General features: G+C 73.3%; 23 protein-coding genes and 1 tRNA gene. 12 read left to right on the top strand and 12 right to left on the bottom strand.

The features are described from left to right. Position 1 precedes the first annotated feature (1 nt). Positions 2–901, bottom strand: coding sequence for a siderophore-interacting protein (locus ACH35V_RS10005; RefSeq protein ID WP_395971518.1), 900 nt, complete (start codon positions 899–901; stop codon positions 2–4). Positions 902–912: 11 nt separating this feature from the next. Further along, entirely contained in the window at positions 913–2016 is a 1104-nt protein-coding gene (locus ACH35V_RS10000; RefSeq protein WP_395971516.1) for an ABC transporter substrate-binding protein, read from the bottom strand. A 152-nt stretch (positions 2017–2168) separates the two neighbouring features. Between ACH35V_RS10000 and ACH35V_RS09995 the strand changes: the two genes are divergently transcribed. The 6 genes from ACH35V_RS09995 to ACH35V_RS09970 all read left to right on the top strand — a co-directional run bounded on the left by ACH35V_RS09995 (position 2169) and on the right by ACH35V_RS09970 (position 7537). Beyond that, positions 2169–3218 (top strand): FecCD family ABC transporter permease, encoded by a 1050-nt coding sequence (locus ACH35V_RS09995; RefSeq protein WP_395971514.1) that lies wholly within the window; start codon positions 2169–2171, stop codon positions 3216–3218. Continuing rightward, positions 3215–4246 (top strand): FecCD family ABC transporter permease, encoded by a 1032-nt coding sequence (locus ACH35V_RS09990; RefSeq protein WP_395971512.1) that lies wholly within the window; start codon positions 3215–3217, stop codon positions 4244–4246. Before ACH35V_RS09995 ends, ACH35V_RS09990 begins: the two co-directional genes overlap by 4 nt. Then, positions 4246–5115 carry an ABC transporter ATP-binding protein gene (locus tag ACH35V_RS09985; protein WP_395971510.1) on the top strand — a complete coding sequence of 290 codons (870 nt, stop codon included), beginning with the start codon at positions 4246–4248 and terminating at the stop codon, positions 5113–5115. Before ACH35V_RS09990 ends, ACH35V_RS09985 begins: the two co-directional genes overlap by 1 nt. A gap of 33 nt (positions 5116–5148) precedes the next feature. Further along, positions 5149–6603 carry an MFS transporter gene (locus ACH35V_RS09980; RefSeq protein ID WP_395971508.1) on the top strand — a complete coding sequence of 485 codons (1455 nt, stop codon included), beginning with the start codon at positions 5149–5151 and terminating at the stop codon, positions 6601–6603. After that, on the top strand, positions 6600–7055 hold the full coding sequence (locus tag ACH35V_RS09975) for a MarR family winged helix-turn-helix transcriptional regulator (protein WP_395971506.1): 456 nt from the start codon (positions 6600–6602) through the stop codon (positions 7053–7055). The genes ACH35V_RS09980 and ACH35V_RS09975 overlap by 4 nt, the downstream gene beginning before the upstream one ends. A gap of 107 nt (positions 7056–7162) precedes the next feature. Then, the gene (locus tag ACH35V_RS09970) at positions 7163–7537 is read left to right on the top strand and encodes an STAS domain-containing protein (protein ID WP_395971504.1); all 375 of its coding nucleotides are present in this window, start codon (positions 7163–7165) and stop codon (positions 7535–7537) included. On the opposite strand, the gene ACH35V_RS09965 is transcribed toward ACH35V_RS09970, so the two are convergent. Together ACH35V_RS09965 and ACH35V_RS09960 are read right to left on the bottom strand one after the other, a co-directional pair. Continuing rightward, positions 7515–7820 (bottom strand): MTH1187 family thiamine-binding protein, encoded by a 306-nt coding sequence (locus tag ACH35V_RS09965; RefSeq protein ID WP_395971502.1) that lies wholly within the window; start codon positions 7818–7820, stop codon positions 7515–7517. The two genes, ACH35V_RS09970 and ACH35V_RS09965, sit on opposite strands and share 23 nt — an antisense overlap. 12 nt (positions 7821–7832) lie before the next feature. Next, entirely contained in the window at positions 7833–8225 is a 393-nt protein-coding gene (locus ACH35V_RS09960) for a hypothetical protein (protein WP_395971500.1), read from the bottom strand. Between the two features lie 64 nt (positions 8226–8289). On the opposite strand from ACH35V_RS09960, the gene ACH35V_RS09955 reads away from it, so the two are divergent. Then, positions 8290–9063 carry an enoyl-CoA hydratase-related protein gene (locus ACH35V_RS09955; RefSeq protein ID WP_395971498.1) on the top strand — a complete coding sequence of 258 codons (774 nt, stop codon included), beginning with the start codon at positions 8290–8292 and terminating at the stop codon, positions 9061–9063. A 254-nt stretch (positions 9064–9317) separates the two neighbouring features. Here ACH35V_RS09955 and ACH35V_RS09950 read toward each other — a convergent pair. Beyond that, positions 9318–9391, bottom strand: a tRNA-Ile gene (locus tag ACH35V_RS09950). A 161-nt stretch (positions 9392–9552) separates the two neighbouring features. Here ACH35V_RS09950 and ACH35V_RS09945 point away from each other — a divergent pair. The 3 genes from ACH35V_RS09945 to ACH35V_RS09935 are packed head-to-tail and all read left to right on the top strand — an operon-like array spanning position 9553 to position 12578. Then, positions 9553–10239, top strand: a complete 687-nt coding sequence (locus ACH35V_RS09945) for an LppX_LprAFG lipoprotein (protein WP_395971496.1) — start codon at positions 9553–9555, stop codon at positions 10237–10239. A gap of 40 nt (positions 10240–10279) precedes the next feature. After that, on the top strand, positions 10280–11911 hold the full coding sequence (locus ACH35V_RS09940; protein ID WP_395971494.1) for an MFS transporter: 1632 nt from the start codon (positions 10280–10282) through the stop codon (positions 11909–11911). A gap of 52 nt (positions 11912–11963) precedes the next feature. Further along, on the top strand, positions 11964–12578 hold the full coding sequence (locus ACH35V_RS09935) for a hypothetical protein (protein ID WP_395971492.1): 615 nt from the start codon (positions 11964–11966) through the stop codon (positions 12576–12578). A gap of 13 nt (positions 12579–12591) precedes the next feature. Here the strand turns inward: ACH35V_RS09935 and ACH35V_RS09930 are convergent, their stop codons facing one another. From ACH35V_RS09930 to ACH35V_RS09900, 7 genes are all read right to left on the bottom strand, one after another. Beyond that, positions 12592–13296 carry a 3-keto-5-aminohexanoate cleavage protein gene (locus tag ACH35V_RS09930; protein WP_395971490.1) on the bottom strand — a complete coding sequence of 235 codons (705 nt, stop codon included), beginning with the start codon at positions 13294–13296 and terminating at the stop codon, positions 12592–12594. A 24-nt stretch (positions 13297–13320) separates the two neighbouring features. After that, entirely contained in the window at positions 13321–15303 is a 1983-nt protein-coding gene (locus tag ACH35V_RS09925; RefSeq protein ID WP_395971488.1) for a hypothetical protein, read from the bottom strand. A 45-nt stretch (positions 15304–15348) separates the two neighbouring features. Next, complete coding sequence (locus ACH35V_RS09920) at positions 15349–16626, bottom strand: adenylosuccinate synthetase (RefSeq protein ID WP_395971486.1); 1278 nt, start codon at positions 16624–16626, stop codon at positions 15349–15351. A 3-nt stretch (positions 16627–16629) separates the two neighbouring features. Continuing rightward, positions 16630–17601 carry a hypothetical protein gene (locus ACH35V_RS09915; RefSeq protein ID WP_395971484.1) on the bottom strand — a complete coding sequence of 324 codons (972 nt, stop codon included), beginning with the start codon at positions 17599–17601 and terminating at the stop codon, positions 16630–16632. Between the two features lie 11 nt (positions 17602–17612). Further along, positions 17613–18668 (bottom strand): molecular chaperone DnaJ, encoded by a 1056-nt coding sequence (locus ACH35V_RS09910; RefSeq protein ID WP_395971482.1) that lies wholly within the window; start codon positions 18666–18668, stop codon positions 17613–17615. After that, complete coding sequence (locus ACH35V_RS09905; protein ID WP_395971480.1) at positions 18665–19498, bottom strand: NUDIX domain-containing protein; 834 nt, start codon at positions 19496–19498, stop codon at positions 18665–18667. Before ACH35V_RS09905 ends, ACH35V_RS09910 begins: the two co-directional genes overlap by 4 nt. Positions 19499–19713: 215 nt before the next feature. Further along, positions 19714–21885 (bottom strand): amino acid permease, encoded by a 2172-nt coding sequence (locus tag ACH35V_RS09900; protein WP_395971478.1) that lies wholly within the window; start codon positions 21883–21885, stop codon positions 19714–19716. Between the two features lie 504 nt (positions 21886–22389). On the opposite strand from ACH35V_RS09900, the gene ggt reads away from it, so the two are divergent. Both ggt and cutA read left to right on the top strand, forming a co-directional pair. After that, positions 22390–24207: a gamma-glutamyltransferase gene (gene ggt, locus ACH35V_RS09895; protein ID WP_395971476.1), complete on the top strand. Its 1818-nt coding sequence runs from the start codon at positions 22390–22392 to the stop codon at positions 24205–24207. Between the two features lie 70 nt (positions 24208–24277). After that, positions 24278–24637 (top strand): divalent-cation tolerance protein CutA, encoded by a 360-nt coding sequence (gene cutA / locus ACH35V_RS09890; RefSeq protein ID WP_395971474.1) that lies wholly within the window; start codon positions 24278–24280, stop codon positions 24635–24637. The last annotated feature ends 108 nt before the right edge of the window (positions 24638–24745 follow it).

Below are 24745 nucleotides of genomic sequence, written 5' to 3'. Positions count from 1 at the left end.
GTCACTCCTGGGTGGCGGGGCCGTCGCCGGCGACGACCTCGGCGAGCAGGTCCTCCTCGGTGGCGCCGCGGCGCCAGTAGCCGGTGAAGGTGACGGCGCGGCGGTCCAGGCCGCGCTCTTTCACCAGGTGCCGGCGCAGCGCCTTGACGACGGCGGACTCGCCGGCGATCCACGCGTAGGCGCCGTCCGGGACGGCGGCCGCGCGGACGGCGTCCGGGAGGCCGCCGGGGGAGACCCAGGTGATCTCCGCGTCGGCGGCGGTCGGCAGGTCCTGGCGGTCCTCCGGGTGCGGGACGTCGATCCAGACGCGGGCGGGGGTCCCGGCGGGCAGCCAGGCGAGGTTGCCCGCGATGGCGGGCAGCGCGGTCAGGTCGCCGGCCATGAGCACCGGGCTGCCGGACGGCGGGCGGAAGTCGTAGCCGCCGTTGTCGGCGCCGGTCGGGCCGAGGGCGGCGACGCGGTCGCCCGGACGCGCGGCCTCCGCCCAGGAGGCGGCCGGGCCCGAGCCGCCGTCGGAGTGCAGCGCGAAGTCGACGTCCAGCTCACCGGGGCGCTGGTCGCGGACGGTATAGGACCGCATGATGCCGCGCTCGGCCGGGTCCAGCGCCCGCCAGTCCGCGAACCAGGTCTCGCCGCCGAGGCTCTCCGGCATCACGGGCGCGTCCTGGTGCGGGTGCGGGAAGAACAACTTGATGCGCTGGTCGCGGCCGCCGGTGACGAACCGCGGTACGTCCGAACCATTCCCAGCCGACCCGCTAACGGCCGACCCGCTAACGGCCGAACCATTGGCGGTGGCGAGGCACGGGCCGCCGTAGGTGACGCGCACCATGGACGGGCTGAGCCGCTCTGAGCGCAGAACGTGCAGGTCGAAGAAGGCGTAGGGGTGGGCCGGACTCGTCATAGCGCAACCTTTCAGCCGGTCTTCTTGGCGGATTCGATGGACGTGGCGAGCGCCTCGAAGATCGGCGCGCATCCCTCGTAGGAGAACCGGGGCTCGGGCTGCCACGGGATGACCTGGCCGGCCTTCACCGCGGGCAGGTCGGTCCAGGACGGCTTGGCGCCGAGGTCCTTCGGCTGCAGCGCCTGCGTCCGGGAGTCGAGCATGATGACGTCGGCCTTGTACTTGCCGGCGTTCTCCCAGCTCAGCTCCTCGAAGTAGCCGTCCCGGCCCGGCTTGTCCGGGACGATCAGGTCGACGCCCAGCTCCTTGAAGTAGATGAGGTCGGTGTTCTTGCCCGGACTGGACGCGTAGAACAGGTCGGGGCTCGCGGACGCGGCCAGCACCTTCAGCCCCGCGTTGGCCTTGGCCGCCGCGCGCACCGCCGCCACCGCCTTGTCGAACCGCGCCTTGGCGGCGGTGACCTTCGCGGATTTCAGGTCGGCGCCGAGCGCGGCGGCGAGCGCGGCGGTCCGCTCGATGGGCTTGGGCAGCAGGACGGCCCCGGCGGCGATGGCGGCGCTCGGCGCCAGCGCGAAGATCTTGTCCTTGCTCTCTGCCGGGACGTAGAACAGCTCGTTCGCGAGGAACATGTTGTCGACGAGGAGGTCGGGGCGGAGCGCGGCGTACTTCTCGATGTTGAACTCGCCGAACGCGTTGCCGATGACCTCCAGCCGGTCGACGGGGAGGCTCCCGGCCTGGGGGTCGGGCCTGCCGTCCTTCAGCTTCGTGGGGCCGAACACGCCGACGAGCTGCCGGTCGACGCCGAAGTCGTACAGGGCGGCGGCGGTGCCGACGTACCCGACGACACGCTTGGGACGCGCCTTGACGTCGACCTTCGTGCCGCGGTCGTCGGTGAACGTCCACGCGCCGTCGCCGCTGCCGCCGTCGCCCGAACCCGAGCCGTTCCCGCTCTCGCCGTCGCCGCCGCATGCGCTGATGAGGGCGCCGACGGCGAGGGCGCCGCCCGCGCTCAGCAGCCCTCGCCGGGTGAGGCTCCCGCTGGTGAAGGCCCCGCCGGCGGGGCCGGCGCCTGGGACGACGCTGCGTGAACGCTGCCGGGACCCGATGAAAGACATTAAGGACGTTCTCCATGAATCAACTACGAGGGTCACATTTCGGCCGATGCGAGCTTAGGTTAACCTAACCTAAGTCTTCGTCCCAGAGTGGGGGCCCGTCCAGTCGCCGTCCGCGGCGGAGGCCCCCCGGCACGTCCCCCGGAGCCCGCCAGGTGTTGCTGACCGAACCCCCGCCGACCGCGCCGACCCCGCCGGCCGTCAAGCGATCGCCGGGCGGCCGGCGGGCGGCCGGGCTCATCGGAGCGGTGGCGTTCCTGCTCGCCGTGATCGCGCTCAGCCTCGCGGTCGGCGCGAAGCCGCTGTCGCCCGGCGAGGCGTGGGACGGGCTGTTCCACCGCGACTCGCCCGCGTACACGATCGTCCACGAGATGCGGCTCCCGCGGACCGTGCTCGGGTTGCTCGCGGGCGTCGCGCTCGGCCTCGCCGGAGCCGTGATGCAGGCCCTGACCCGCAATCCGCTCGCCGACCCGGGCCTCCTCGGCATCAACGCGGGCGCCTCCGCCGCCGTGGTGTCGGCGATCTCGTTCCTCGGCGTGACGTCGTTCACCGGCTTCGTGTGGTTCGCGTTCGCGGGCGCCGGGGCGGTCGCCGTGCTGCTCTACGCGGTCGGCGGCGGGCGCGGCGCCACCCCGGCGCGGCTCGCGCTGGCCGGGTCCGCGCTGAACGCCGCGCTGTTCTCCTACGTGAACGCGGTGCAGCTCCTCGACACCGCGTCCCTCGACCGGATGCGCTTCTGGACGGTCGGCTCCCTCGCCGCCGCCCAGAATTACACGATCGTGCGCGTCGCGCCGTTCGTCGCCGTGGGGCTGGCGGCGGCGCTGCTGCTGGCGCGTCCGCTGAACGCGATGGCGATGGGCGACGACGCCGCCCGTTCGCTCGGCGCCGACCCCCGCCGGGCCCGGATCGTCGCGATCGTCACGGTGACGCTGCTGTGCGGGGCGGCGACGGCGGCGTGCGGGCCGATCATCTTCGTCGGGCTGATGGTGCCGCATCTCGTCCGCGCGCTGACCGGGCCCGACCTGCGCTGGCTGCTGCCGTTCTGCGCGCTGCTCGCGCCCGCGCTGATGCTGGCGGCGGACGTCCTCGGCCGCGTCGTCGTGCGCCCGTCCGAGCTCCAGGTCGGGATCGTGATGGTCGTGGCGGGCGGCCCGGTGTTCCTGTACTTCGTCCGCCGCCCGCGCAGCAAGGCGGTGGCCTCATGACCGTCGTCAGGACTCCGGGCGGGCTGTCGTTCCGGTTCCGCGCGCGGGCGCTCGCCGTCGCGGCCGCCTGCCTGGCCGTGGCGCTCGGCACGGGCGTGCTGCTCATCGGCAGCGGCGACTTCCCGATGAGCCCGGCCGGCGTCGTCCGGACGCTGCTCGGGCAGGGCACGCCCGCCGACTCCCTCATCGTGAACCAGATCAGGCTGCCGCGCGTGGCGGCGGCCCTCGCGGTCGGCGCGGCGCTCGGGCTGGCGGGGGCGATCTTCCAGTCGCTCGTCCGGAACCCGCTCGGCAGCCCCGACATCCTCGGCTTCACCCAGGGCGCCGCATCCGGCGTCCTCGCCGTGATCGTGCTGACGGGCGCGGGCAGCGCCGCGGTCGCGGCCGGAGCGGCGGGCGGCGGCCTCGCGACCGGCCTGGTCGTGTACGCGGTGGCCGGACGGCACGGCGCGCACGGGCAGCGGCTCATCCTCGTCGGCATCGGCGTCGCCGCGATCCTCACCGGGGTGAACGGCTACCTGCTCACGCAGGCGCAGATCACCGACGCGGCCCGCGCCGTCCTGTGGCTCACCGGCAGCCTGGACGGACGCGACTGGTCCGACACGGCGCCCGTGCTCATCGCGCTCGCCGTCCTCGGGCCCCTCGTCCTCGCCGGGTGCGGGCGGGCGCTGCGGATGCTGGAGATGGGCGACGACGCGGCGCACGGGCTCGGCGTCCCCATCGAGCGGGTCCGGCTGATCATGCTGGCCGCGGCGGTGCTGCTCACCTCGCTCGCCGCGGCGGCGGCCGGGCCGGTCGCGTTCGTCGCGCTGACCGCGCCGCAGCTCGCCCGGCGCCTCACCCGCACGCCGGGACCCAACCTGCTCCCCGCGACGTGCATGGGCGCGGCGCTGCTGGTGGCCGCCGACTGGGTCGCGCAGCGCGCCTTCCCCGGGCACCAGCTCCCGGTCGGCGTGGTGACCGGGCTCCTCGGCGGCGGATACCTGGTCTGGCTCCTCGTGACCGAACGCAAGACGGGACGGATCTGATGGACAAGGCGAACGCGCGGCTCACCGGCGCCGGGCTCACCCTCGGCTACGACAAGCGGACCATTGCCGAGGACCTCGACGTGGCCGTCCCGGACGGGTCGTTCACCGTGATCGTGGGCCCGAACGCGTGCGGCAAGTCGACGCTGCTGCGGGCGCTGGCGCGGATCCTCAAGCCGTCCGCCGGAACGGTCGTCCTGGACGGACGGCCCATCGCCGACTGGCCCGCCAAGAAGCTCGCCCGGACGCTCGGCCTGCTGCCGCAGTCGTCGATCGCGCCCGAGGGGATCACTGTCGCCGACCTGGTGTCGCGCGGCCGGTACCCGCACCAGAGCCTGCTGCGCCAGTGGTCGAAGGAGGACGAGCGGGTCGTCGCCGAGTCGATGGCCGCGACCGGCGTCCAGGACCTCGCCGGACGCCCGGTGGACGAGCTGTCCGGCGGCCAGCGGCAGCGCGTGTGGATCGCGATGGCGCTGGCCCAGCAGACGCCGCTGCTCCTGCTGGACGAGCCGACGACCTATCTCGACATCGCGCACCAGATCGAGGTCCTCGACCTGTGCGCGGCGCTGCACGAGGAGGGCCGGACGGTCGTGGCCGTCCTGCATGACCTCAATCACGCCGCCCGCTACGCCACACACCTGATCGCGATGCGCGACGGCCGGATCGTCGCCGAGGGCGACCCGTGCGCCGTGGTGACGTCCGACCTGGTCGAGGAGGTGTTCAAGCTCCCGTGCCGGGTGATCGACTGCCCGGAGACCGGGACGCCGCTGGTCGTCCCGCGCGGCGCGCGATCGAGCGGCGCGCGATCGAGCGCCGCCCGCGGCCCGACCCTGGCCCGCACCGGGCAGCCGGAAATGGTTGTAGGATCCTAATCGTTGTAGAGGTACAACGATTGGAGGCGCCGCATGCCCGAGCTCAGCCCCCGGCGCCGGCTCGCGGTCCTCGCCATCTGCTGCATGAGCCTGTTCATCATCAACCTCGACAACACGATCCTGAACGTCGCGCTCCCGACGCTGCAGCACGACTTCGGCAGCTCGCTGTCCGGCCTCCAGTGGACGATCGACGCCTACCTGATCGTCATCGCGTCGCTGCTCATCCTCGCCGGCTCGACCGCCGACCGGCTCGGCCGCCGCCGCGTGTTCCAGACCGGGCTCGCGCTGTTCGTCACCGGGTCCGTGCTGTGCAGCCTCGCGCCGTCCCTCGGCTGGCTCGTCGCCGCCCGCGTCGTCCAGGCGGTCGGCGGGTCGATGCTCAACCCCGTCGCGATGTCGATCATCACGAACGTGTTCACCGAGCCGCGCGAGCGGGCCCGCGCCATCGGCGTCTGGGCCGGCACCGTCGGGCTGAGCATGGCCCTCGGGCCGCTGCTCGGCGGGCTGCTGGTCGACTCCGTCGGCTGGCGCGCGATCTTCTGGCTGAACGTGCCGATCGGGCTGGCCGCGTTCACGCTGACCGCGCTGTTCGTCCCCGAGTCCCGCGCGCCGCGCCCGCGCCGCCCCGACCCGCTCGGCCAGCTCCTCCTGATCACCTTCCTCGGGACGCTGACGTACGCGATCATCGAGGCGCCAGGCCGCGGCTTCGCCGACCCCCTCGTCTACGGCGCCGCGATCGTCGCCGCCGCGTCGCTCGCCGGGTTCGCCCGGCATGCGCTCCGCACCCCCGAACCGATGATCGACCTGCGGTTCTTCCGCAGCGCCACGTTCTCCGGCGCCGTCGTCATCGCGGTCACCGGCTTCGCGGCGTTCGGCGGGTTCCTCTTCCTCAACACGCTCTACCTGCAGAACGTCCGCGGGCTGTCCGCGCTGGACGCCGGGCTGTACCTGCTGCCGATGGCCGCCGCGACCGCCGTGTGCTCCCCGCTGTCGGGACGGCTCGTCGGCGGCCGCGGCCCGCGCCTGCCGCTGCAGCTCGCCGGGACGGCGATGCTCGCCAGCGCGCTGCTGTTCGCCGCGTTCGACGCCGAGACCCGCGACGCCACCCTGTTCGCCGGGTACGTGCTGTTCGGCATCGGGTTCGGCATGCTGAACTCGCCGATCACCTTCACGGCCGTGTCGGGGATGCCGCGCGCCCAGGCCGGGGTCGCCGCGGCCGTCGCGTCCACCAGCCGGCAGGTCGGCAGCGCGCTCGGCGTCGCCGCGCTCGGCGCCGTCCTCGCCGCCGGGCTCTCCGGCCCGCTCGCCGGGCCCGGCTTCGTCTCGGCGGCCCGCCCGGCATACTGGGCGATGGTCGGCTGCGCCGCCGCCGTCCTCGTCCTCGGGACCGTCACCACCGGCAGCCGCGCCGCCCGGAGAACGTCCGGTCTCGTCCAGTCGGAGGACGACGCGGACCGGCAGCACGCGACGGAGGCGAGCACCCGATGACCGAGCCGGCCGTGCGGCCCCGGGACCGTGCCCGCGCCGAGATGGCGGAGCGGACGTGGCACAACCTGCGGGTCCTGCTCCACGAGCGCGGCGACCGGCGGCGCGAGGCGGTCGAGGCGCTCGGCATGAGCTTCTTCCGGATCAAGGCGCTGCGGCACATCGCCGCCGCGGCCGAGCCGATGACGCTGCGCGACCTCGCCGACGTCCTGCTCACCGACCGCCCCTACACCACCCTCGTGGTGGACGACCTGGTCGGCCGCGGCCTGGTGGAGCGGTCCCCGAACCCGGCCGACCGCCGCTCCAAGATCGTCACGGTGACCGGGGCCGGACGCGCCGCCGCGGCGGAGGCCGAACGCATCCTCGACACGCCGCCGCCGTCCCTCTACGACCTCCCGGCCGGCGACCTGGCCGTCCTCGACCGCGTCGCCGCCCGCCTCATCGCCGAGGACTGACCCGGTTCGCGGAACGCTCCGCCGCCCGCCGTTCACCTGACACGGCAGGGCGCGGGCGAGCATCATGGCGTCCGGTGCACCCGATCCCGCCGGACGCTGGGGAGTCCATGACCGCCGTCGACATGGTCGTCTTCGAGGGCGACCGCCACACGACCGTCCTGCTGTCGGGGGAGATGGACAGGGAGTCGTGCCCCGAGGTCCGGTCGCGGCTGCGGGAACTGGTCCACCGCCCGCTCGTCCTGGACGTCTCAGGGGTCGACTTCTTCGACGCCGACGGGCTCCGCACCCTCCACCAGTGCGCGTGCAGCTGCCAGGCCAAGGGCACCGCGCTGGCGCTGGTGGGCATGCGTCCCTTCCCGGCGAAGCTCTGCCGGATCCTCGGCCTCGACAAGCACATCCCGATGTGCGAGTCGACCGAGGAGGCGCTGTGGTGCCTGCTGCCGCGCACCGACGACGAGATCAGGGACTGGCTCTCCGGCTGAGATGCCGCTCGACCGACTCGACCTTCGCGTCGAGCGCCCCCGTCACACCCGGCCGCATGTCGGCCTTGATGACCAGGCTCACCCTCGGCGCCCGCGCCGCGACCGCGTCGGCGGCGGCCTTCACCACGGCCATGACCTCGTCCCACTCGCCCTCGACGGTGGTGAACATCGCGTCGGTCCGGTTGGGCAGGCCGCTCTCGCGGACCACCCGCACCGCCTCCGCGACGAGCTCGCCGACCTCCTCGCCCGCGCCGAGCGGAGTCACCGAGAACGCGACGAGCATGGAACGCACCCCCTAGGGCTGAAGGACCTGCCGTACCACGATCTCATCCAGCCGCCGCTCGACGATCACCCCCACCGGCCAGTCGCGCACCAGGCAACGCAGCAGCGCCGCCTCGTGCTCGGCGAACGACGGGTCGCAGCCCTGCTGCTCAAGACTGGACCTGATCGCCAGGACGTAGTCGTCGCCCGTGAACCCGGGGATGTCCCTGACCATCGCGGTCGTCGTCGCGCGATGCGAGTTGAGCCCGGCGAACGACCGGCCGCAGCCGCAGCCGCCGTCCGGGTCGTCCCGGTCCCGCGCGCAGACCAGCCCGATATGGACGAGCTCGCCCTCGACGCACCAGTCGAAGTCGTTGTCGCGGAATCCCTGGGTGGAGTTGGTGGCGGTGAGCAGCTTCAAGGCCATACCCCCTCGGCGCGTCCGATGACCAGCCCACGGTACGACGAGGGTCTGACGTAACGTCGAGAGCATGAGCGAAGACGACGACGTCCTGGTTCAGCGAGACGGGACGTTCACCACGATCACCATGAACCGTCCGCGCCGCCGCAACGCCCTCTCGCGCGGCTTCCTCCTCGCGCTGACCAGCGCGTTCGAGGAGGCGGGCGGCACCGACGCCCGCGGCGTCATCCTCGCAGCGAACGGCCCGGTCTTCTCCGCCGGGCACGATTTCGCCGACATGGCGGGGGCGTCGCACGACGACGTCCGCGACCTCCTCCGGATCTGCACCGACCTGATGCGGACGATCCAGTCGATCCCGCAGCCGGTGGTGGCCCGCGTCCACGGCCTGGCGACCGCGGCCGGCTGCCAGCTCGTCGCGAGCTGCGACCTGGCCGTCGCCGCCGAGAGCGCCGGTTTCGCCGCCCCGGGCGGCAAGGGCGGCTGGTTCTGCCACACGCCGCTCGTCGCGATCTCCCACAACGTCGGCCGCAAGCGCGCCGCCGAGATGGCCCTCACCGGCGAGGTCTTCGACGCCGCCACCGCCGCCGACTGGGGCCTGATCAACTACGCCGTCCCGGACGACGACCTGAACAAGGCCACCCACGACCTGCTCCAACGCGCCACCCAGGGCAGCCCGCGCAGCAAGGCCCTGGGCAAACAGGCCATGTACGCCCAGTTCGACCGCCCAGAACAGGACTCCTACACCTACGCGATCGAAGTAATGGCCGCCTCCGCCCTGACCCCCGAAGCCCAAGAGGGCATGACCGCCTTCCTAGAAAAACGCCACCCCAACTGGCCCGCCTAACCAGGGTTTCCAGGGCCGAGCCCCACGCATGAGCCCCGCGCAATCCCGAGGGTGAACGCGGAGCTAAACCCGAGAGGAGCCGTGGGGCGAAGCCCCACACAAGCCCCGTGAATGGTGCAGGTGAGCGCGGGCCTGAGCCGGGAGGGGGTGTGGGGGCGGAGCCCCTGCATCGGGGGTCTGGGGGTCGTCCCCCAGATGGGCACTCCGAAGGAGTCAAGGTCCGCGCTCTCCGCGGACATGGGTACCCGACTCCGTAGGGCGGGCGGGACTCGAACCCGCGACCGGGAGATTATGAGTCTCCTGCTCTGACCAGCTGAGCTACCGCCCCGAGGCGTCCCCCGGTGACGGTGGGGGCGTGGCCGTCTGTCATCTTAGCGGCGGCCGGTTCGGGGGGACCACCGCGAAAGGCGCGATGTCCTACTTCTGGCTGGGGGATGTCATACCTCGTACCGAGTGACGGGTGCGGGTACCCGTCGGTAGGGTCCGCGTATGTCCAGACGCATTCTCGTGCTCGTCCTTCTGCTGCCGGGCCTGCTGTTCGCGGGGGCCTGTGACGGGGGCGGGTCCGAAGAGCCCGCGAAGAAGGCGGATTTCGACGCCGCGCAGACGTTGCGGCAGGCCGCTCAGGCGATGGGGGCGGTGAAGAGCGTGGCGTTCACCGTGAGGTCGGAGGGCAAGACTCCGGTCATGGTGAAGGGCGGGGACCTGAAGTTGCTCCGCAGCGGGGACGCAGAGGGGACGCTGACGGTCGAGCAGCAGGGCCAGAACGTCGAGATGAAGGTCGTCGCGGTGGGCGACAGCATCTACCTGGACGCGGGGACGGGCGGGTGGCGGAAGCTGCCGAAGGCCCTGGCGGCGACCATGTACGACCCGTCGGCGGTGCTGGATCCGGAGCGGGGCATCTCCAAGCTGCTGGCGTCGGCGGCGTCGCCGCAGGCGCAGGCGGTGGAGACCGTGGACGGCAAGGAGACGAACCGGGTGGCCGCGAAGCTGCCGAAGGAGCAGGTCGCGGCCCTGATTCCGGGGATCGACGCGGATCTGGACGGGCAGCTGTGGGTGAACCGGGCCGATCATCGCCTGGTGAAGGTGCGGGGCGCGTTCCCGCAGGGGCAGGGCGCTGTGGTGATCTCGTTCACCGAGTTCGACGCCCCGTACAAGATCAGCGCGCCGCAGTGAGCCGTGCGGCCGGGATGAGCGGGGCGGCGGGGGAGCGCGGGTGAGCGAGCGGCGCCGGGTCGCGATCGGGGCGGGCGGCGCGGTGGTGCTGCTGGCGGCGCTGGACGCGTACGTGGTCACGACGATCCTGGTGCCGGTGGTGAGGGATCTCGACGTCCCGATCAACCGGCTGGAGCGGGTGACGCCCGTCCTGACCGGGTTCCTGCTGGGGTATGTGGCGGCGATGCCGCTGCTCGGGCAGCTGTCGGACCGGTTCGGGCGGCGGCCGCTGCTGCAGGCGTGCCTGGTGTTCTTCGCGGTCGGCTCGGTGGTGACGGCGCTGGCGGAGGGCGTGCCGGTGCTGACGGCGGGACGGGTCGTGCAGGGCGTCGCGGGCGGCGCGCTGCTGCCGGTGACGATGGCTCTGGCCGGTGACCTGTGGGACGAGCGGCAGCGTCCCGTGGTGCTCGGCGCGGTCGGCGCGGCGCAGGAGTTGGGGAGCGTGCTCGGCCCGCTGTACGGGGCGGGCATCGCGGCGGTGGCGGACTGGCGGGCGATCTTCTGGATCAACGTGCCGCTGGTGGCGGTGGCGATGGCGGCCGTCCAGTATGCGGTGCCGGGCGGGCGGGGGAAGGGGGAGGGGCCGCGGCCGGGCGTCGATGTGTTGGGCGGGCTGTTGCTGGCGCTGGGGTTGGGGCTGCTGGTCGCGGGCGTCTACAACCCTGAGCCGCAGGAGTCGGCGCTTCCGTCCTGGGGGCTGCCCGTGCTCGTCGCGGGTGTGGTCGTGCTCGTGGTGTTCGTGCTCTGGGAGGTCAGGGCGCGGACGAGGCTGCTGGATCTGGCGGGCGTCCGGCGCGGTCCGCTGCTGGCGACGCTGGGTGTGAGCCTGCTGTCGGGCGCCGCGCTGATGGTGACGCTGGTGGACGTCGTCCTGGTGGCGCAGACCGTCCTGGACAAGGACGCCACCGAGGGCGCGCTGCTGCTGACCCGGTTCCTGGTGGCGCTGCCGATCGCGGCGGTGGCCGGCGGGCTGATCGCGCGGCGGGTGGGGGAGCGGTGGCCGATGGCGGCGGGCATGGCGGTGTCCGCGGTGGGCTACCTGCTGATCGCGGCGTGGCCCGCGGACCTGGCGGACGCCTCGTACGGGCCGCTGCCGCGGATGGACGTCGATCTCGTCGTGACCGGGCTCGGGCTCGGCCTGGTGATCGCGCCGGTGTCGTCGGCGGTGCTGGCGTTCGTCCCGGCGGCGCGGCACGGCGTCGCGTCGGCGGCCGTGGTGGTGGCGCGGATGATGGGGATGCTCCTCGGGATCTCCGCGCTGTCGGCGTGGGGCTTCCACCGCTTCCACGCGCTGACGGCCGAGCTGAAGCCGCCGCTGCCGTTCCTGATGTCGAAGGACGAGTTCGCCCGCCAGCTCAAGGTCTACAACGCGGCGGTGGACGACGCGCTGCGCACCGAGTACCAGGAGATCTTCTGGATCACGGCCGGGCTGTGCGTCCTCGGCGCGGTCCTCGCGCTCGCCGCCGGCGGCCCTGGACGGGACGGGCGCGCGGGCCGGGACCGTCGCCAGAATCGGAATCATGGCCGAATTCGGCCATCAATCCGGCATACCGGGCGCGATCCGGGAAAGGATTCGGCCACAGGTCAGGTGCCGAGCGACGGACTCGGGAATATCCTGGGAAAAGACGGCTAAAGATGGCTGAGGGCCTCTTGCCGGGAGGGCACTCCCCGGGGAGGTGACGCAGATGCGCAGGTCCGGCATCGGCCGCGGAGGCACGCCGCTGGCCAGGGTCCGCCGGCGGCTCGGCCTGGAGCGCAACGAGCTGCGCCGCCGGGTCGACCGCGTGCAGCGGGCGGTCGCCCTCGGACTGTTCGTGCTGCTTCTCGCGGTCGCGCCGCCGCTGACCGCCTGGACCGTGTCCTGGTCCTACGACGCGGGCGCCCGCGCCGAGAACGCCGAGCGGGAGAACCGCCGCCAGGTCGTCGCGACGGTCACCTCGACGGGCGGCATCGGCACGTCCGGCGACCGGTACATCCACGAGACCGTCCAGGCGACGTGGCCGGGCGCGGACGGCAAGCCGCGCGGCGGGACGCTGCCGAGCTGGAAGAACGCCAAGGCCGGCGCGCAGCGGACGATCTGGGTCGACCGCGAGGGCGACCCGACCGTGCGCCCCCGCCCGCACAGCCGCACGGTGACCGACGCCGGCTACGCGGGCGCCGCGACCGTCCTCGCGTGCGCGGCGCCGGTGCTGCTCGCCTACGCCCTCGTCCGGCGGCGCTGCGACCGCCACCGCGACGAGCTGTGGGAGGCCGACTGGGAGCGGATGGACGCCGACGCCGGTCACAACCCCCGTTCCTGACCAGGGTCGGCGGCTAGGCGACCAGCATGGCTCGGGCCGTCTGGATCAGGGCCGCGTTGTCGGCGGCGGGAGCGCCGTCGGGCAGGACGAGCGTGTCCTCCAACCCGATGCGGACGTCCAGGTTCAGCCGGACGGCGAGCCGCAGGACGGGCCACGCGCCGCCCTCCTCCCCGTGCAGCAGCACCGGACGGCCGTGATTGGTGCCGAGATCGTGCAGGAGCGCCTTCGCCGTGCCCGTCGCGGTCTCCGGGTCGGGGTCGGTGACCTCGGCGAGGATCCGGAGCACGTGGTGGGCGTGCGGCCAGCGCAGGAACCGCTCGGCGCCGTCCGTGCCGGAGAAGATGCCGGCCTCGATGGCGACGCCGCGCTCGAAGAGCGCCTCGGCGACCAGGTCGGCGCCGTCCTCGTGGAAGTTCACCGAGGCGTGGTCGGGCGGCACCGGCCAGGAGCGGATCTTCGCGGCGCGCCGCACCGGGTCGGGGTCGGTCCACTCGCCGGTGGTCACGCCGACCTGGATCGACGGGGTGGACTCGCGGACGGCGGCGACCGCCGCCGCGACGTGCGCCGGGTCGACGGTCTCGGCGCCCGAGTCGTCCCTCGGGTGCACGTGCGCGTCCTGCGCGCCGACGTCGACGGCGGCGCGGACCGCGGCGGCGATCTCCTCCGGCGAGACCGGGACGCCTTCGGTCCGTCTTCCGTTCGGGCAGACCTGGAGCATGGTTCCGATCATCTCAGGTGGGGGTCAGGGCGTGATGACGCAGGGTCCTCCGCCGCAGACGTCCACGACCCTGCCGGTGGCGAGGAACACCGCCTTCTGGCGGCGGGCGTCGGCGTTGCTCCGCGGGTCGGAGTGCGGGTCGCGGCCCTGCGTCGGGGGCGTGTTGGTCAGCGGCGGGGCGGGGGACCCGCTGTCCCAGACGACCATGGCGGAGCCGGCGTGGGACGGGCCGAACGTCGGGATGCCCCAGTAGGGAGCCTTGTCAGGGCTGCGTCCTGGCGTGACGACCGGGGCGTGGACGCGGGCGCCGATCGTCCTGGCCTGGACTTCGGCGGCCACGGGCGCGACCTGGTGGTCGCCGAACGCGACGTGCATCAGGACGCGGTGCTTCGGCGTGCCGGGCAGCGGATCGTCCGTCATGTGCCAGGCGTATCCGTTGTTCTCGCCGCGGTCCCACAGCATCTGGATCAGCGAGAGGGCGAGCTGCTGGTCGAGCTTGTCGGGGTAGAAGGCGTCGAGGATCTGCGCGAACTGGCCGAACGCGGAGCTGCGGTTGAGGAGCGTGCTGTAGTTCATCGCCGGGACGCCGAGGACCGCGCGGCGGATGTCGGGCGACACGGCGGTGAGCGCGCCGCCCATGATGCCGCCCTGGCTGTTCCCGTCGAAGGTCAGGTCGGCGCGGCGGTCGATCAGGGACCTGCCCGCGTCGGTCTGGAACGCCTTGTGGCCGGCGAACCCGCGGGTCATCGCGCGTCCGAGGAAGGTGAAGTTGAGGAGGCTCTGCTGGGTGCGGTCGGCGACCGTCCGGAAGCGGGTGAGGTCGGTGAGCACGCCGGCGACGTTCGGGACGTCCTCGTCCGCCATCCCGATCCACTTGGTCGCGCAGAACATGAAGCCGTGCTCGGCGGCCATCGCCTTGACGTTGCCCGCGCCGACCTCGCCCTCGCTGCCGAGCAGGCCGTGCCCGTAGAGGGCGGGGCGCGCCGGTCGCGTGAACGCCGACCTCGGGATCTCGCACTGGAACGGGACCGCCTGCGTGTTGCCGGGCAGCCGCGCCGGCATGCCGTCCCGGCCGCGGTGGAGGGACGATCCGGGCGGGCCGCCGGGCAGGTCGAGGTAGCTCGGCGCCTGGACGACCCCCTTCACCTCACGGGCGATCTTGTCGTCCACGTCGTCGGTCACCTGCGTCACGGCGAACGACGGCGAGCGGCGGCCGAGGTCGCGGAGCGCCTCGTCGCGCATGTGGAGCACGGGGCCGGTCAGGCTCTGGCGGCTCGCGACGGTGAAGTCCCAGGCCAGGTACAGGCCGTCGCGGCTCACGCCGTGCCGTTCGAGCGCGGCGAGGACCGTGCGCTCCTGCCGCTGCCGCTCGGCGAGCGGGTCGCCGTCCGGCAGCCGCGGCCCGAGGATCTTCGCGAACGCGTCGTTCGGCTCGATCCGGTTCCCGGACGCGTCGCGCAGGTCGCGGAACGCGACCGCGTACCGGTGCCCCTCGCGGAAGTTCCGCGCCGGACGGACGATCAGCGCCTTCCGGTCATCGGGCGCGTTCGCGTCCAGCTCCGCCCAGTACGGCCAGCGCTCCCCGGTCGCGGTGTCCACGATGACGATCGGGGCGTCGCGGCGCAGCGACGCGCCGATGTCGGTGATCGGCGCCGCGCCGCTGCGCGTCAGGTCGACGCCCGGGACGCGGCTGAGCAGCGCCGAACCGGGGGAGAAGCCGTCCGCGCGGTTCCACTCGTCCGGCGCGATCGGCACGCCGAGCGCGTTCTCGACCGTCTTGCCCATGTGGACGCGGCGGCCTGTCGGAGTGCGGGCGTCGCGGACCGTGTACCAGTCGCTCGGGAACGGCAGCAGGCACGCGGCCGGGTCGATCGGGTCGCAGCCGTCGCCGCCGGCATCGGCCGCCGCGGACGTCATGGCGGGCGGGACGGTCAGGAGGGCGACGGACGCGACGACGCCCGCGACCGCCGCCGTGAGGGCCGACAGGGTGCGCTGGGGGAGTCGCAACGCCCACCTCCGTGATGATCTGCGCCGTTCTGCGCGATCTTGGTCTCAGCGGAGGCTCACGTCAATGGGCGTCCGAAGGTGGCCAGCCCGCTTGTGGGCGGCGGTCGGGCCGTAGGAGCGCAGGACGACCGGGGTCTGCAGGACGTCCTCGATCGTCTCCTCGGCGCGGCCGAGCGGCGCGTAGACGGGACGGGCCGCGGACAGCCGGCGGGTGAGGGCGGCCTGGCGGCCGAGGTCGGGCGGCCCTGTCTCCAGGCGCCCGACCCGTTCCCCGCCGATCTCGTAATCCAGGCAGACCCGCAGGTCTGGACGTGCCCCTGCGACGTCCAGATGCGTGACCGCCAGGCCGTCCACGCCGCCCGTCACGTCCAGGGCGTAGCGGAGCGCGACGGCGTCGAGGTGGCCGACGCGGAACGCGCCCTGCCAGCGGCCCGCGGCGTTGTGCGGGTCGGGCAGGTCCGCGGTCAGCGCCGGGTCCTCGGTGACGAACGGGCCGGGGCCGTGGCGGGTCGCGTACGCGCGCAGCACCCCCAGCCGCGCCGCGGACCCGTCCGCCGCGCCCGCCTCCGCCAGCAGCGTCTCCGCGTTGGCGAACGTGGTGGTCGACCAGGTCGTGTACGGGTGGAAGCCGTGCCACTCGTCCAGCAGGACGCCCTGGGCGCCCTCGAACACCACGTTCCCGGCGCCGAGCAGGCGGCGGAGATGGCCGGCGCCGACGATCTCGACCCGTTCGGCGAACGCCGCGAAGGCCTCTGCGCAGGCGTCGACGTCGGGGACGTCCTCTCCGGACGGGAACGTGCCGAGATACCAGTCGCGCAGCGCCGACAGCCGGCGCCGCAGGCGTATCGGCGACTGGCAGTCGCCGACGCGGGGCGCGTCGGCGTGCGCGAGGGCGTACGAGACGGTCTCGCCGATGCCCATGCCGCACGACCCGTGGCGGGCCCCGCCGCGCGCGGACTCCCGCGCGCGGTTCGCGGCCCGGTGGTACGGCGTCGTCAGCAGCGCGTCCCGGTCGGCGGTGAGCCGGTCGAGCGCGTCCGCGACGCCGAGCGCCCGCAGGTGGCCGGCCTCGGCGGCGAGGGCCAGCGGGTCGACCAGCATGAAGCGGGACAGGTGCGTCCGGACGCCGGGCGTGAACGTCCCCGACCCGAACTGGGCGAACGTGTGATGGCGCCCGTCGTTCAGCACGACGTTGTGGGCCGCCTGCGCGCCGCCATTGAATCGGACGACCGCGGCCACTGGGCCTTTGGAGCAGAGGTGGTCGACGACCGTGCCCTTGCCCGCGTCCCCGAAGCCGAGGTCGACGACGATCACGTGTCCCATGGGCTAGAGCCGGGTCGTCCTGGACGGCCCCGACGCGCCGAGCCCGGGCGGCGCGGACGACACGGCGACGGGCGCGCGGGACGCGTCCAGCCGCGCGAGGGCGCGCGACACCGAGGCGCCCGCGCCCGAACCGGCCTCCTCCAGGTGCTCCAGGCCCTCGTCCAGGTCGATGGCGTCCTCGCCGAGCCCGACGGTCAGCGCGATCGTCTCGCAGACCGCGTCGAGATCGTCCAGGTAGAGGACGTTCTGGCCGAGCAGGTCCCGCCAGAAGTCCTTCAGCTCCCGGCTGCCGGCGTGGTAGGCGCCCTCCGGGATGATGAAGTACACGTCGTACATCCGCTGCAGCTCGCGGACGAGTTCCGCGACCGGGACGTCCTCGTCCGGCTCGCCGCCGATGACGCCCGCGATCTCGCGCTTCTTCACCTTCGGGTACGCCAGCTCGTCCCCGATCATGAACAGGTAGCCGCGCCGGCCGCGCTTCTCGAAGCAGTCGATCGCGGTGTGCCGGGCCATGAAGTACATGGCCAGCTCGTACGACTCGCGCATCTGGCCGCCGCCCCCGCCCTCGAGGAGGATCTTGCCGAGGTCGTCGTCCATCCGGTTGTCGGCCTCGAACTGGCCGATCTGGAGCGGCGCCCGGTCGCAGGTCGCGTCGCCGACCGCGCCGAACAGGATGTGCGGGTGCTCGGCGTACCCCTTGCGCAGCAGCAGCCCGAGCAGGTCGGGGAGCTTGGTCTGCAGCGTCCGCGGCACGGTCCCCATCGAGCCGGTCACGTCGAACAGGACGCCGATCGCGAGCGACTCGGGGTGGTCGTCGGAATCCCGGCTCTCCCGGACGGTCACGCCGCGCGGGTCGAGGTCGGGGTGGACGGTGGTGGCGCCGCCGTCGGAGTAGGCGAACGCGCTGGCGCCGGTGGACGCGCGGTAGCTCGCGCGGGCGGAGTAGACGTCGGTGGACCAGTTTCCGCTTCCCATGGTCGTCTCCTTCAGTGGACGGAGGGCAGGTGGAAGGGGCGGAAGCGCCGCGGGCCGTAGAGCCGTTCCAGCAGCTCGTCGAACTCGGCCAGCAGGCGCCAGGCGTCGGAGGGGCGCCGGTTCTGCGCCGGCAGCAGGCAGCCGCGGGCGAACGAGCGCATCGCCTTCGGGGCCTTGTCGCCCATCAGGTCGGTCATGCAGCGGGTGGCCATGTAGAGGTCGGTGGCGGGGTTCGCCGCCTGCCGTCCCGGCACCTCGGGCGGGTACCAGCCGGCGTACCGGTCGACCATCGCGGGCACGCGCCCGGACGAGTCGACGTGCGCGTAGCAGCCGGGCACCGAGTAGCACCAGTCGACCAGGACTAGCCCGTGCTTCTCGGGGTGGATCATCACGTGGTCGGGGAGGACGGCACCGTGCAGGACGGCGGCGCGGTGCGCGAACCCGAGGCCGACGAGCAGCCGCCGCCACATCCAGGCCGCGTCGCGCGGGTCGACGCCGTCCGGGCAGGCCCGCTTGACCTCGGCCAGGGTGTGGAAGCCGTCCAGCGCGGCGACCGCGTTGACCTGCCGCTGCCTGCCCGTCGAGGCGTCCCTGTGCCGGAACGACTCGATGAGGCGCGGGACGTACGGCAGGAACTTCCCGTCGCCGTCCTTGGGGAGCTGCCGGAGCGCCACGGCCTCGCGTTCGAGCAGGTCGCTGTCGCGGGGATCGCGCGGCATCTTCAGCAGCACGCCGTGGCCGCCCGCCTCCCGGCGCGCCGCGTACAGCTCGGCCAGGTCCCCGCCGATCGGGTCCCCGGCTCCGGCGCCGGGACCGGTGTCGGCGAGGCGGTACGCGTGGCGGCGCGTCGTGATCAGGGTCGCGTCGCCGCGGGTGTAGGTGCGCCACAGCGCGTTCAGCCGGACGAAGGCGTCGCGGGTGCGGCCGCCGGTCGCGTCCGGGTGGACGAGCCGGACCAGCCGCCGGTACCGCCGCGCCGCCTCGGCCTCGTCGTCCCCGAACAGGTCCGCCGGGACGCGGACCCGGTCGAGCCGCGCCAGCGCGTCGTCCAGCTCTCGCTCGCTCATCTGATCTCCTCCTCTCGCGACGGCCTCAACAGGGCCGGGTGCAGCAGGCGCGCGTCTCCGGGGCGGTAGAGCCGCGGTTTCGGGCCCCCGCGCCGGCCGCCCCGGTCGGACGTCTCGCCGGTGCTCTCCACGAACCCGGGCACCGACAGGACCTTCCGGTGGAAGTTGCCGGCGTGCAGCTCCTCGCCCCACACCGCCTCGTACACCGAGCGCAGCTCCGGGATCGTGAACTCGCCGCCGCAGAACGCCGTCGCGAGCGGCGTGTACTCCAGCTTTCCGCGCGCCCGCTCCAGGCCGTCCGACAGGATCCGCGCGTGGTCGAACGCCAGCCGGCGGGTCGTCCCCGGGCGCTGGTCGCCGGACTCGGTGAGGCCGAGCGCGTCCACCGGCACCCAGGCCGCGTCGGCCGCGTCGCCGCCCGCCTCCGGGTCGGGCAGTTCAGGCGCGAACGCCAGGTAGGCGACGGAGATGACGCGCATGCGCGGGTCGCGGCCGGGGGAGCCGTAGGTGCCGAGCTGCTCCAGGTGCATGCGCCCGAGGACGCCGCCCTTGGCGCTGAGGCCGGTCTCCTCGGCGAGCTCGCGGACGGCCGCGTCCGGCAGGTCCTCGGCGTCGGTGCCCTGCAGCGGGCCGCCCGCCTGGACGAACCCGCCCGGCAGCGCCCACATCCCGGCGTACGGGGCGTTCCCGCGCCGCACCAGGAGCACGTGCAGCGCGCCGTCGCGGATGGTGAGGGCGACCACGTCCACCGTCACGGAGACCGGGTCGTAGTCGCGCGGGTCGTAGTTCGCGAGGAACTCGCTCTCGTCGTGCCTCGGATCCGGAGTCATCCCGCGCCCCTCCCTGTCGATCTCGAACTGAGTAAGTCTCATTATGAGTTCATCTCAAGTTGAGTGCAACCTAACCCGGACGGGGGGCCGGTGTCCAGTCCGCATGCGGCCAGAGACGAGGCGCGGGCACCGCTCCCGGTGGGAGCGGCGCCCGCTATGTTCGGCGAAACCTTACAAAACCGATATTTCGGGAACCAGCCTCAGCGGTCGCCGGTTCAGCGGCGGTGGCGCCCGCCGGGGGGCGGCGGCTCCTCGGGCTCCCCGTCGCGCGGCCGTCCGCTCTCGCGGCGATCTTGCTGGTAGGAGCCGGAGCCGTACGGATCAGCGCCGTAAGGGTCGGACCCGTAGGACCCGGAACTGTACGGCCCGGACGGGTAAGGCCCGGAGTCGGACCTCCCGGAGTCGTAGGGCCCCGAGTCGTACGGTCCTGACGAACTCGGCGGACCCGACTGGTGCGGGCCGGAGTCGTACGGCCCGGACGGGTAGGCGCCGGAGGCGAACGGGTCCGTGCCACCGAACAGGTCCGTGGACGTGTCGCGCGTGTCGCGCGACTCGTACCCCCCGGACGCGCCCGACCCCGGAGTGTACGGAGGGGGCGACTCGCGGGGATCGGCGTCCCGAGAGAACTCGCCGGTCGTGTGCCGTCCCGAGTACCGCCCGGTCGGGTAGGGGCTCTCCGGCGCGCCCGGACGCTGCTCGCCCGGCCACGCCCCGGACGAGTGCTGTCCCGGGTACTCGCCCGTCGGCGACCCGGCCCGGCCGCCGCCCGGCGAGTACGGGGAGGTCTGCCCGTACCCCGGAGGCGGCGGGGCGGGGAGCGCGGGGATCCCCGGAGGCGGCGCGGTCAGCCGGCCGGCGGCCGGACGCTCGGGCGGCGGCTCGTCCAGCAGCAGCTTCATCTGGCTCTTCCGGCGCCCGTACACCAGGTACAGCAGGATGCCGACGACCATCCAGATCCCGAAGTAACCCCAGGTCTGGACCTTCAGGTTCAGCATCAGCCAGCCGACCGCGACGACCGTCACCACGGCGGTGACCGGGGCGAGCGGCACGCGGAACGGGCGGTGCAGGTCGGGCCGGGTGTGGCGCAGCGCCACCACCGCCGACGGGACGAACAGGAACGCGAACAGCGTCCCCATCACCACGAGCTGCTCGAGCGTGAGCACGTCGAGCGTCTGGGAGATCACCAGCGCGACGCCGCCGGACAGCAGGGTCGCCCGGGACGGCACCTTGTAGCGGCGGCTCATGTGCGCGAGCGGGCGGGGGAGCAGCCCGTCCCGCGACATCGAGAACACCACCCGGGTGAGGCTGATCACCAGCACCAGGATGACGGTGGTCAGGGCGAGCACCACGCCGACGTCGACGAGCTTGCCCATCGCGCCCGCGCCGACCGAGTCGAACGCCGCGGCGATGAGCAGCTTGTCGGGGTTCAGCTTGGCGAAGCCGTCCATGCCGACCATGCCGACGAGCGCGACCGCGACGGCCGCGTACAGCACCACGGCGGTGATCAGGGCGGTGAGGATGCCGCGCGGCACCTTGCGGGGCGCGTCGTCGGTCTCCTCGGCGGACGTCGCGATCAGGTCGAAGCCGATGTAGGCGAACGCGATGGCGGGCGCGGCGGCGAACAGGCCCCAGACGCCGAAGACCTCGGGCGTCCCGCCGCCCAGGGCGCCGAGCATGGCGTCCAGCATCGTCTGGTCGCCCTCGGGCGCGGGCTGGGAGGGCGGCACGAACGGGGTGAGGTTGCCGGGGCTGAAGAACTTCAGGCCGGTCGCGATGACCAGCCCGATCACGATGACCTTGGCCATCACCATGAACCAGAGCGTCTTCAGGCTCAGCCGGCTGCCGGTCGCCAGCATCCCGATGACCAGCAGCAGGATGCCGAGCGCGAACAGGTCCGGGCCCTTCTCCTGGCCGATCAGGTCGCCGAGCCACGCCGGGACGGGCACGTCGAAGTCGGCGAGCGCCTGCGTCGCGTACAGCGACCAGACCCGCGCCAGCACCGCGGTCGCCAGCATCAGCTCCATCACCAGCGCCCAGCCGACGATCCACGCCCAGATCTCGCCGAACGCGACGTAGCTGAACGAGTACGCGCTGCCCGCCACGGGGATGATCGACGACAGCTCGGCGAGGGCGAGCGCGACCAGCAGGCAGACGCCGCCGGCGATGAGGAACGACACGAGCACGCCGGGTCCGGCGGTCGCGGTGGCCTGCTCGCCGGCGATCTTGAAGATGCCGGAGCCGATCATCACGCCGAGGCCGAGCACGACGAGGTCGCGGGTCCGGTAGACCACGCGGAGCCGGTGCCGGCCTCCATAGAGCCGTCCGGTCGCCTGCTCGACCGGCAGGCGCCGGAACATGTTGTTGCGCATGCGCATGTCCCAGGTCATAGGTGTCCCCCCAGGCCTGAACCCGCGCCGCTGTTCGCGAGGTGACGGCTTGTCGAAGTCCCTAAGAATTCACCAGGTATGAGCATAATCGCAACGTTTTCCTTGGGATTGGTGTCATCCGGGCGTTGTCGGATCCTGCCAAAGCGGCAGGTCGGCGACGTGGCGCAGCCTCTCCCTCACGCTGGGCTAACACTCGCACGAGTTCCGGCGGACCGGCCAGGCGGAAATTCGCCGAATCGCTCCGGGGAAAGCGCTTTATGATCTTTGTTCGCGAGCTTGCGGACCCGCCGCCGGGACGGTGCGGGCGGGGCGTCCGGGGTCGGCCGGTGCGGACGGTGGCATCGGACGAAGATCGGTGACACCGTAGGGTCGCCGCGTTCATCTGGAGGCCCGATGTTCCGCTCCCCATCGTCCTCGAAGGCGCCGACGGCACCGACCGGATCGACCGCTCCCGCCGCCTCGCGGAGGCCGCGCTCACGGCGGCCGCGCCGCACGGCCGCCCTCGTGGCCGCGGTCGCCGCCGCCGCGTCCCTGACGGTCCCCGGCGTACCCGCCATCGCCCGGACGCTCGCGTCCGTCCCGGCGCCCGGACCGCCCCCGGCCAAGCAGCCGGTCGCGACCGGCCACGGCGGCGCGGTGTCGACGGTCGACCCGTACGCCAGCCGGATCGCCCTCGACGTCCTGAAGGACGGCGGCAACGCGATGGACGCGGCCGTCGCGGCCGGGGCGGCGCTCGGCGTCACCGAGCCGTTCGTCGCGGCGATCGGCGGCGGCGGATACATGACCTACTACGACGCCAAGACCCGCCGCGTCCACGCCGTCGACGGCCGCGAGTTCGCCCCCTGGCTGATGAGGGCGGACGGCTTCGTCGACCCCGCCACCGGCAAGGCGATCCCGTTCGACCAGGCCGTGACCAGCGGGCTCGGCGTCGGCGTCCCCGGCACCCTCGCGCAGTGGGACCTCGCGCTGCGCCGCTTCGGCTCCCGCGACCTGAAGACCCTGCTGCGCCCCTCCATCAGGCTGGCCGACCGCGGGTTCGTCGTCGACCAGGAGTTCCGCGACCAGACCGTGGTGAACGAGGCCCGCTTCCGCGACATCGTCCCGACCCGCAAGCTGTTCCTGCCGGACGGGAAGCCGCCCGAGGTCGGCGCGACGTTCCGCAACCCCGACCTCGCCGACACCTACCGCGAGCTGGCGAAACGCGGCACGAAGTGGTTCTACGAGGGACGGCTCGGCGAGGAGGTCGCGCGGACGGTCGCCAAGCCGCCGGTGGACCACGCCGCGACCCGCATCGTCCGCCCGGGGCTGATGGAGGCCCGCGACATGGCCGCCTACCGGGCGCTGATGCGCAAGGCCACGCACGTCCCCTACCGGGGGACGGACGTGTACGGGATGCCTCCGTCGTCGTCCGGCGGCTCGACGGTCGGGGAGGCGCTCAGCATCCTGAGCAACTTCCGGCTCGACCGGCGCGACCCGGTGACGGCCCTGCACTACTACCTGGAGGCGTCCAAGCTCGCCTACGCCGACCGCGGCCGCTACCTGGGCGACGCCGACAAGGTGGACGTGCCGCTGGACGAGATCCTGTCGTCCGGGTTCGCCCGCGAGCGCGCCTGCCTGATCAAGCCGGACGAGGCCGCCGCCGCGCCCGTCCCGCCCGGATCGCCGGACGGTTCCTACGAGCCGTGCGTCCCGCCCGGCACGCAGACCCGGGCGCTGGCGTTCGAGGGCCCGCAGACCACGCACCTGAACGTCGCCGACAAGTGGGGCAACGTCGTCGCCTACACGATCTCGATCGAGCAGTTCGGCGGCAGCGCGCTCACCGTCCCCGGACGCGGGTTCCTGCTCAACAACGAGCTGACCGACTTCTCGCTCCAGCCGCCCCCGCCCGGCGGCCCGCCCGACCCGAACGCGCCGGGCCCGCACAAGCGCCCGCGCAGCAGCATGGCGCCGACGCTCGTCCTCAAGGACGGGCAGCCGATGCTGGCCCTCGGCACGCCCGGCGGATCGACGATCATCACGACCGTCCTGCAGACCCTGATGAACCGCGTCGACCTCGGCATGGACCTGCCCACGGCGCTGAGCTTCCCGCGCGCGACGCAGCGCAACACCCCGCAGGTGTTCGCCGAGCAGCCCTTCATCGACTGGTACGGCCGGGACCTGGCCGCGCGCGGGCACCGGCTGGAGGTGTTCCCCGGCCCGCCGGCGGGCGTGATCGGCGCCGCGACGGGGCTGGAGATCCTGCGGCCGGGGCTCGTCCAGGCGGTCGCGGAGCCGGCCCGGCGGGGCGGCGGCAGCGCCATGGTCGTCCAGCCGGCGCGGTAGCGGCGCCGGCCGTCGTGTCCGGACGGGCGTGTCGGGCGTGTCCGGCGGGCGACGGGGAAGGAGTCGTGCCATGGCCCACGCTTACGTCCAGGTGACGACCACGACCGACTCCCGCTCCGAGGCGGCCGAGCTGGCCAAGTCCGCGGTCGCGGAGCGGCTCGCGGCGTGCGCGCAGCTCGTCGGCCCGATCGCCAGCACCTACTGGTGGGAGGACGAGATCGAGTCGGCGGAGGAGTGGATGGTGCTGTTCAAGACGTCCGCCGACCGGTTCGACGAGCTGGCCTCGCTGATCGCCGAGGTGCACTCCTACGACTCCCCCGAGATCATCGCGACGCCGGTCGTGGCGGGCAGCATGGACTACCTCGCCTGGATCACCGAGCAGACCGAGCCCGGCGAGCGCGACGAGGCCGTGGAGGACGAGACCGACTGACGCTTGTGCCGGGGGTGTGGGGTCGTCCCCCACCATGACGGGATTGATCGTGTGGCGCCCGCCGTGATTGGGTAAGTCCTCAGTTACTCCGGTCGGCGCGGACGTCGC

This window comes from Actinomadura sp. 1N219, from assembly GCF_044326405.1.
Lineage (GTDB): Bacteria > Actinomycetota > Actinomycetes > Streptosporangiales > Streptosporangiaceae > Spirillospora.
Note: the sequence above shows the minus strand (reverse complement) of the source record. Positions and strands in the feature narration are given on the sequence as shown.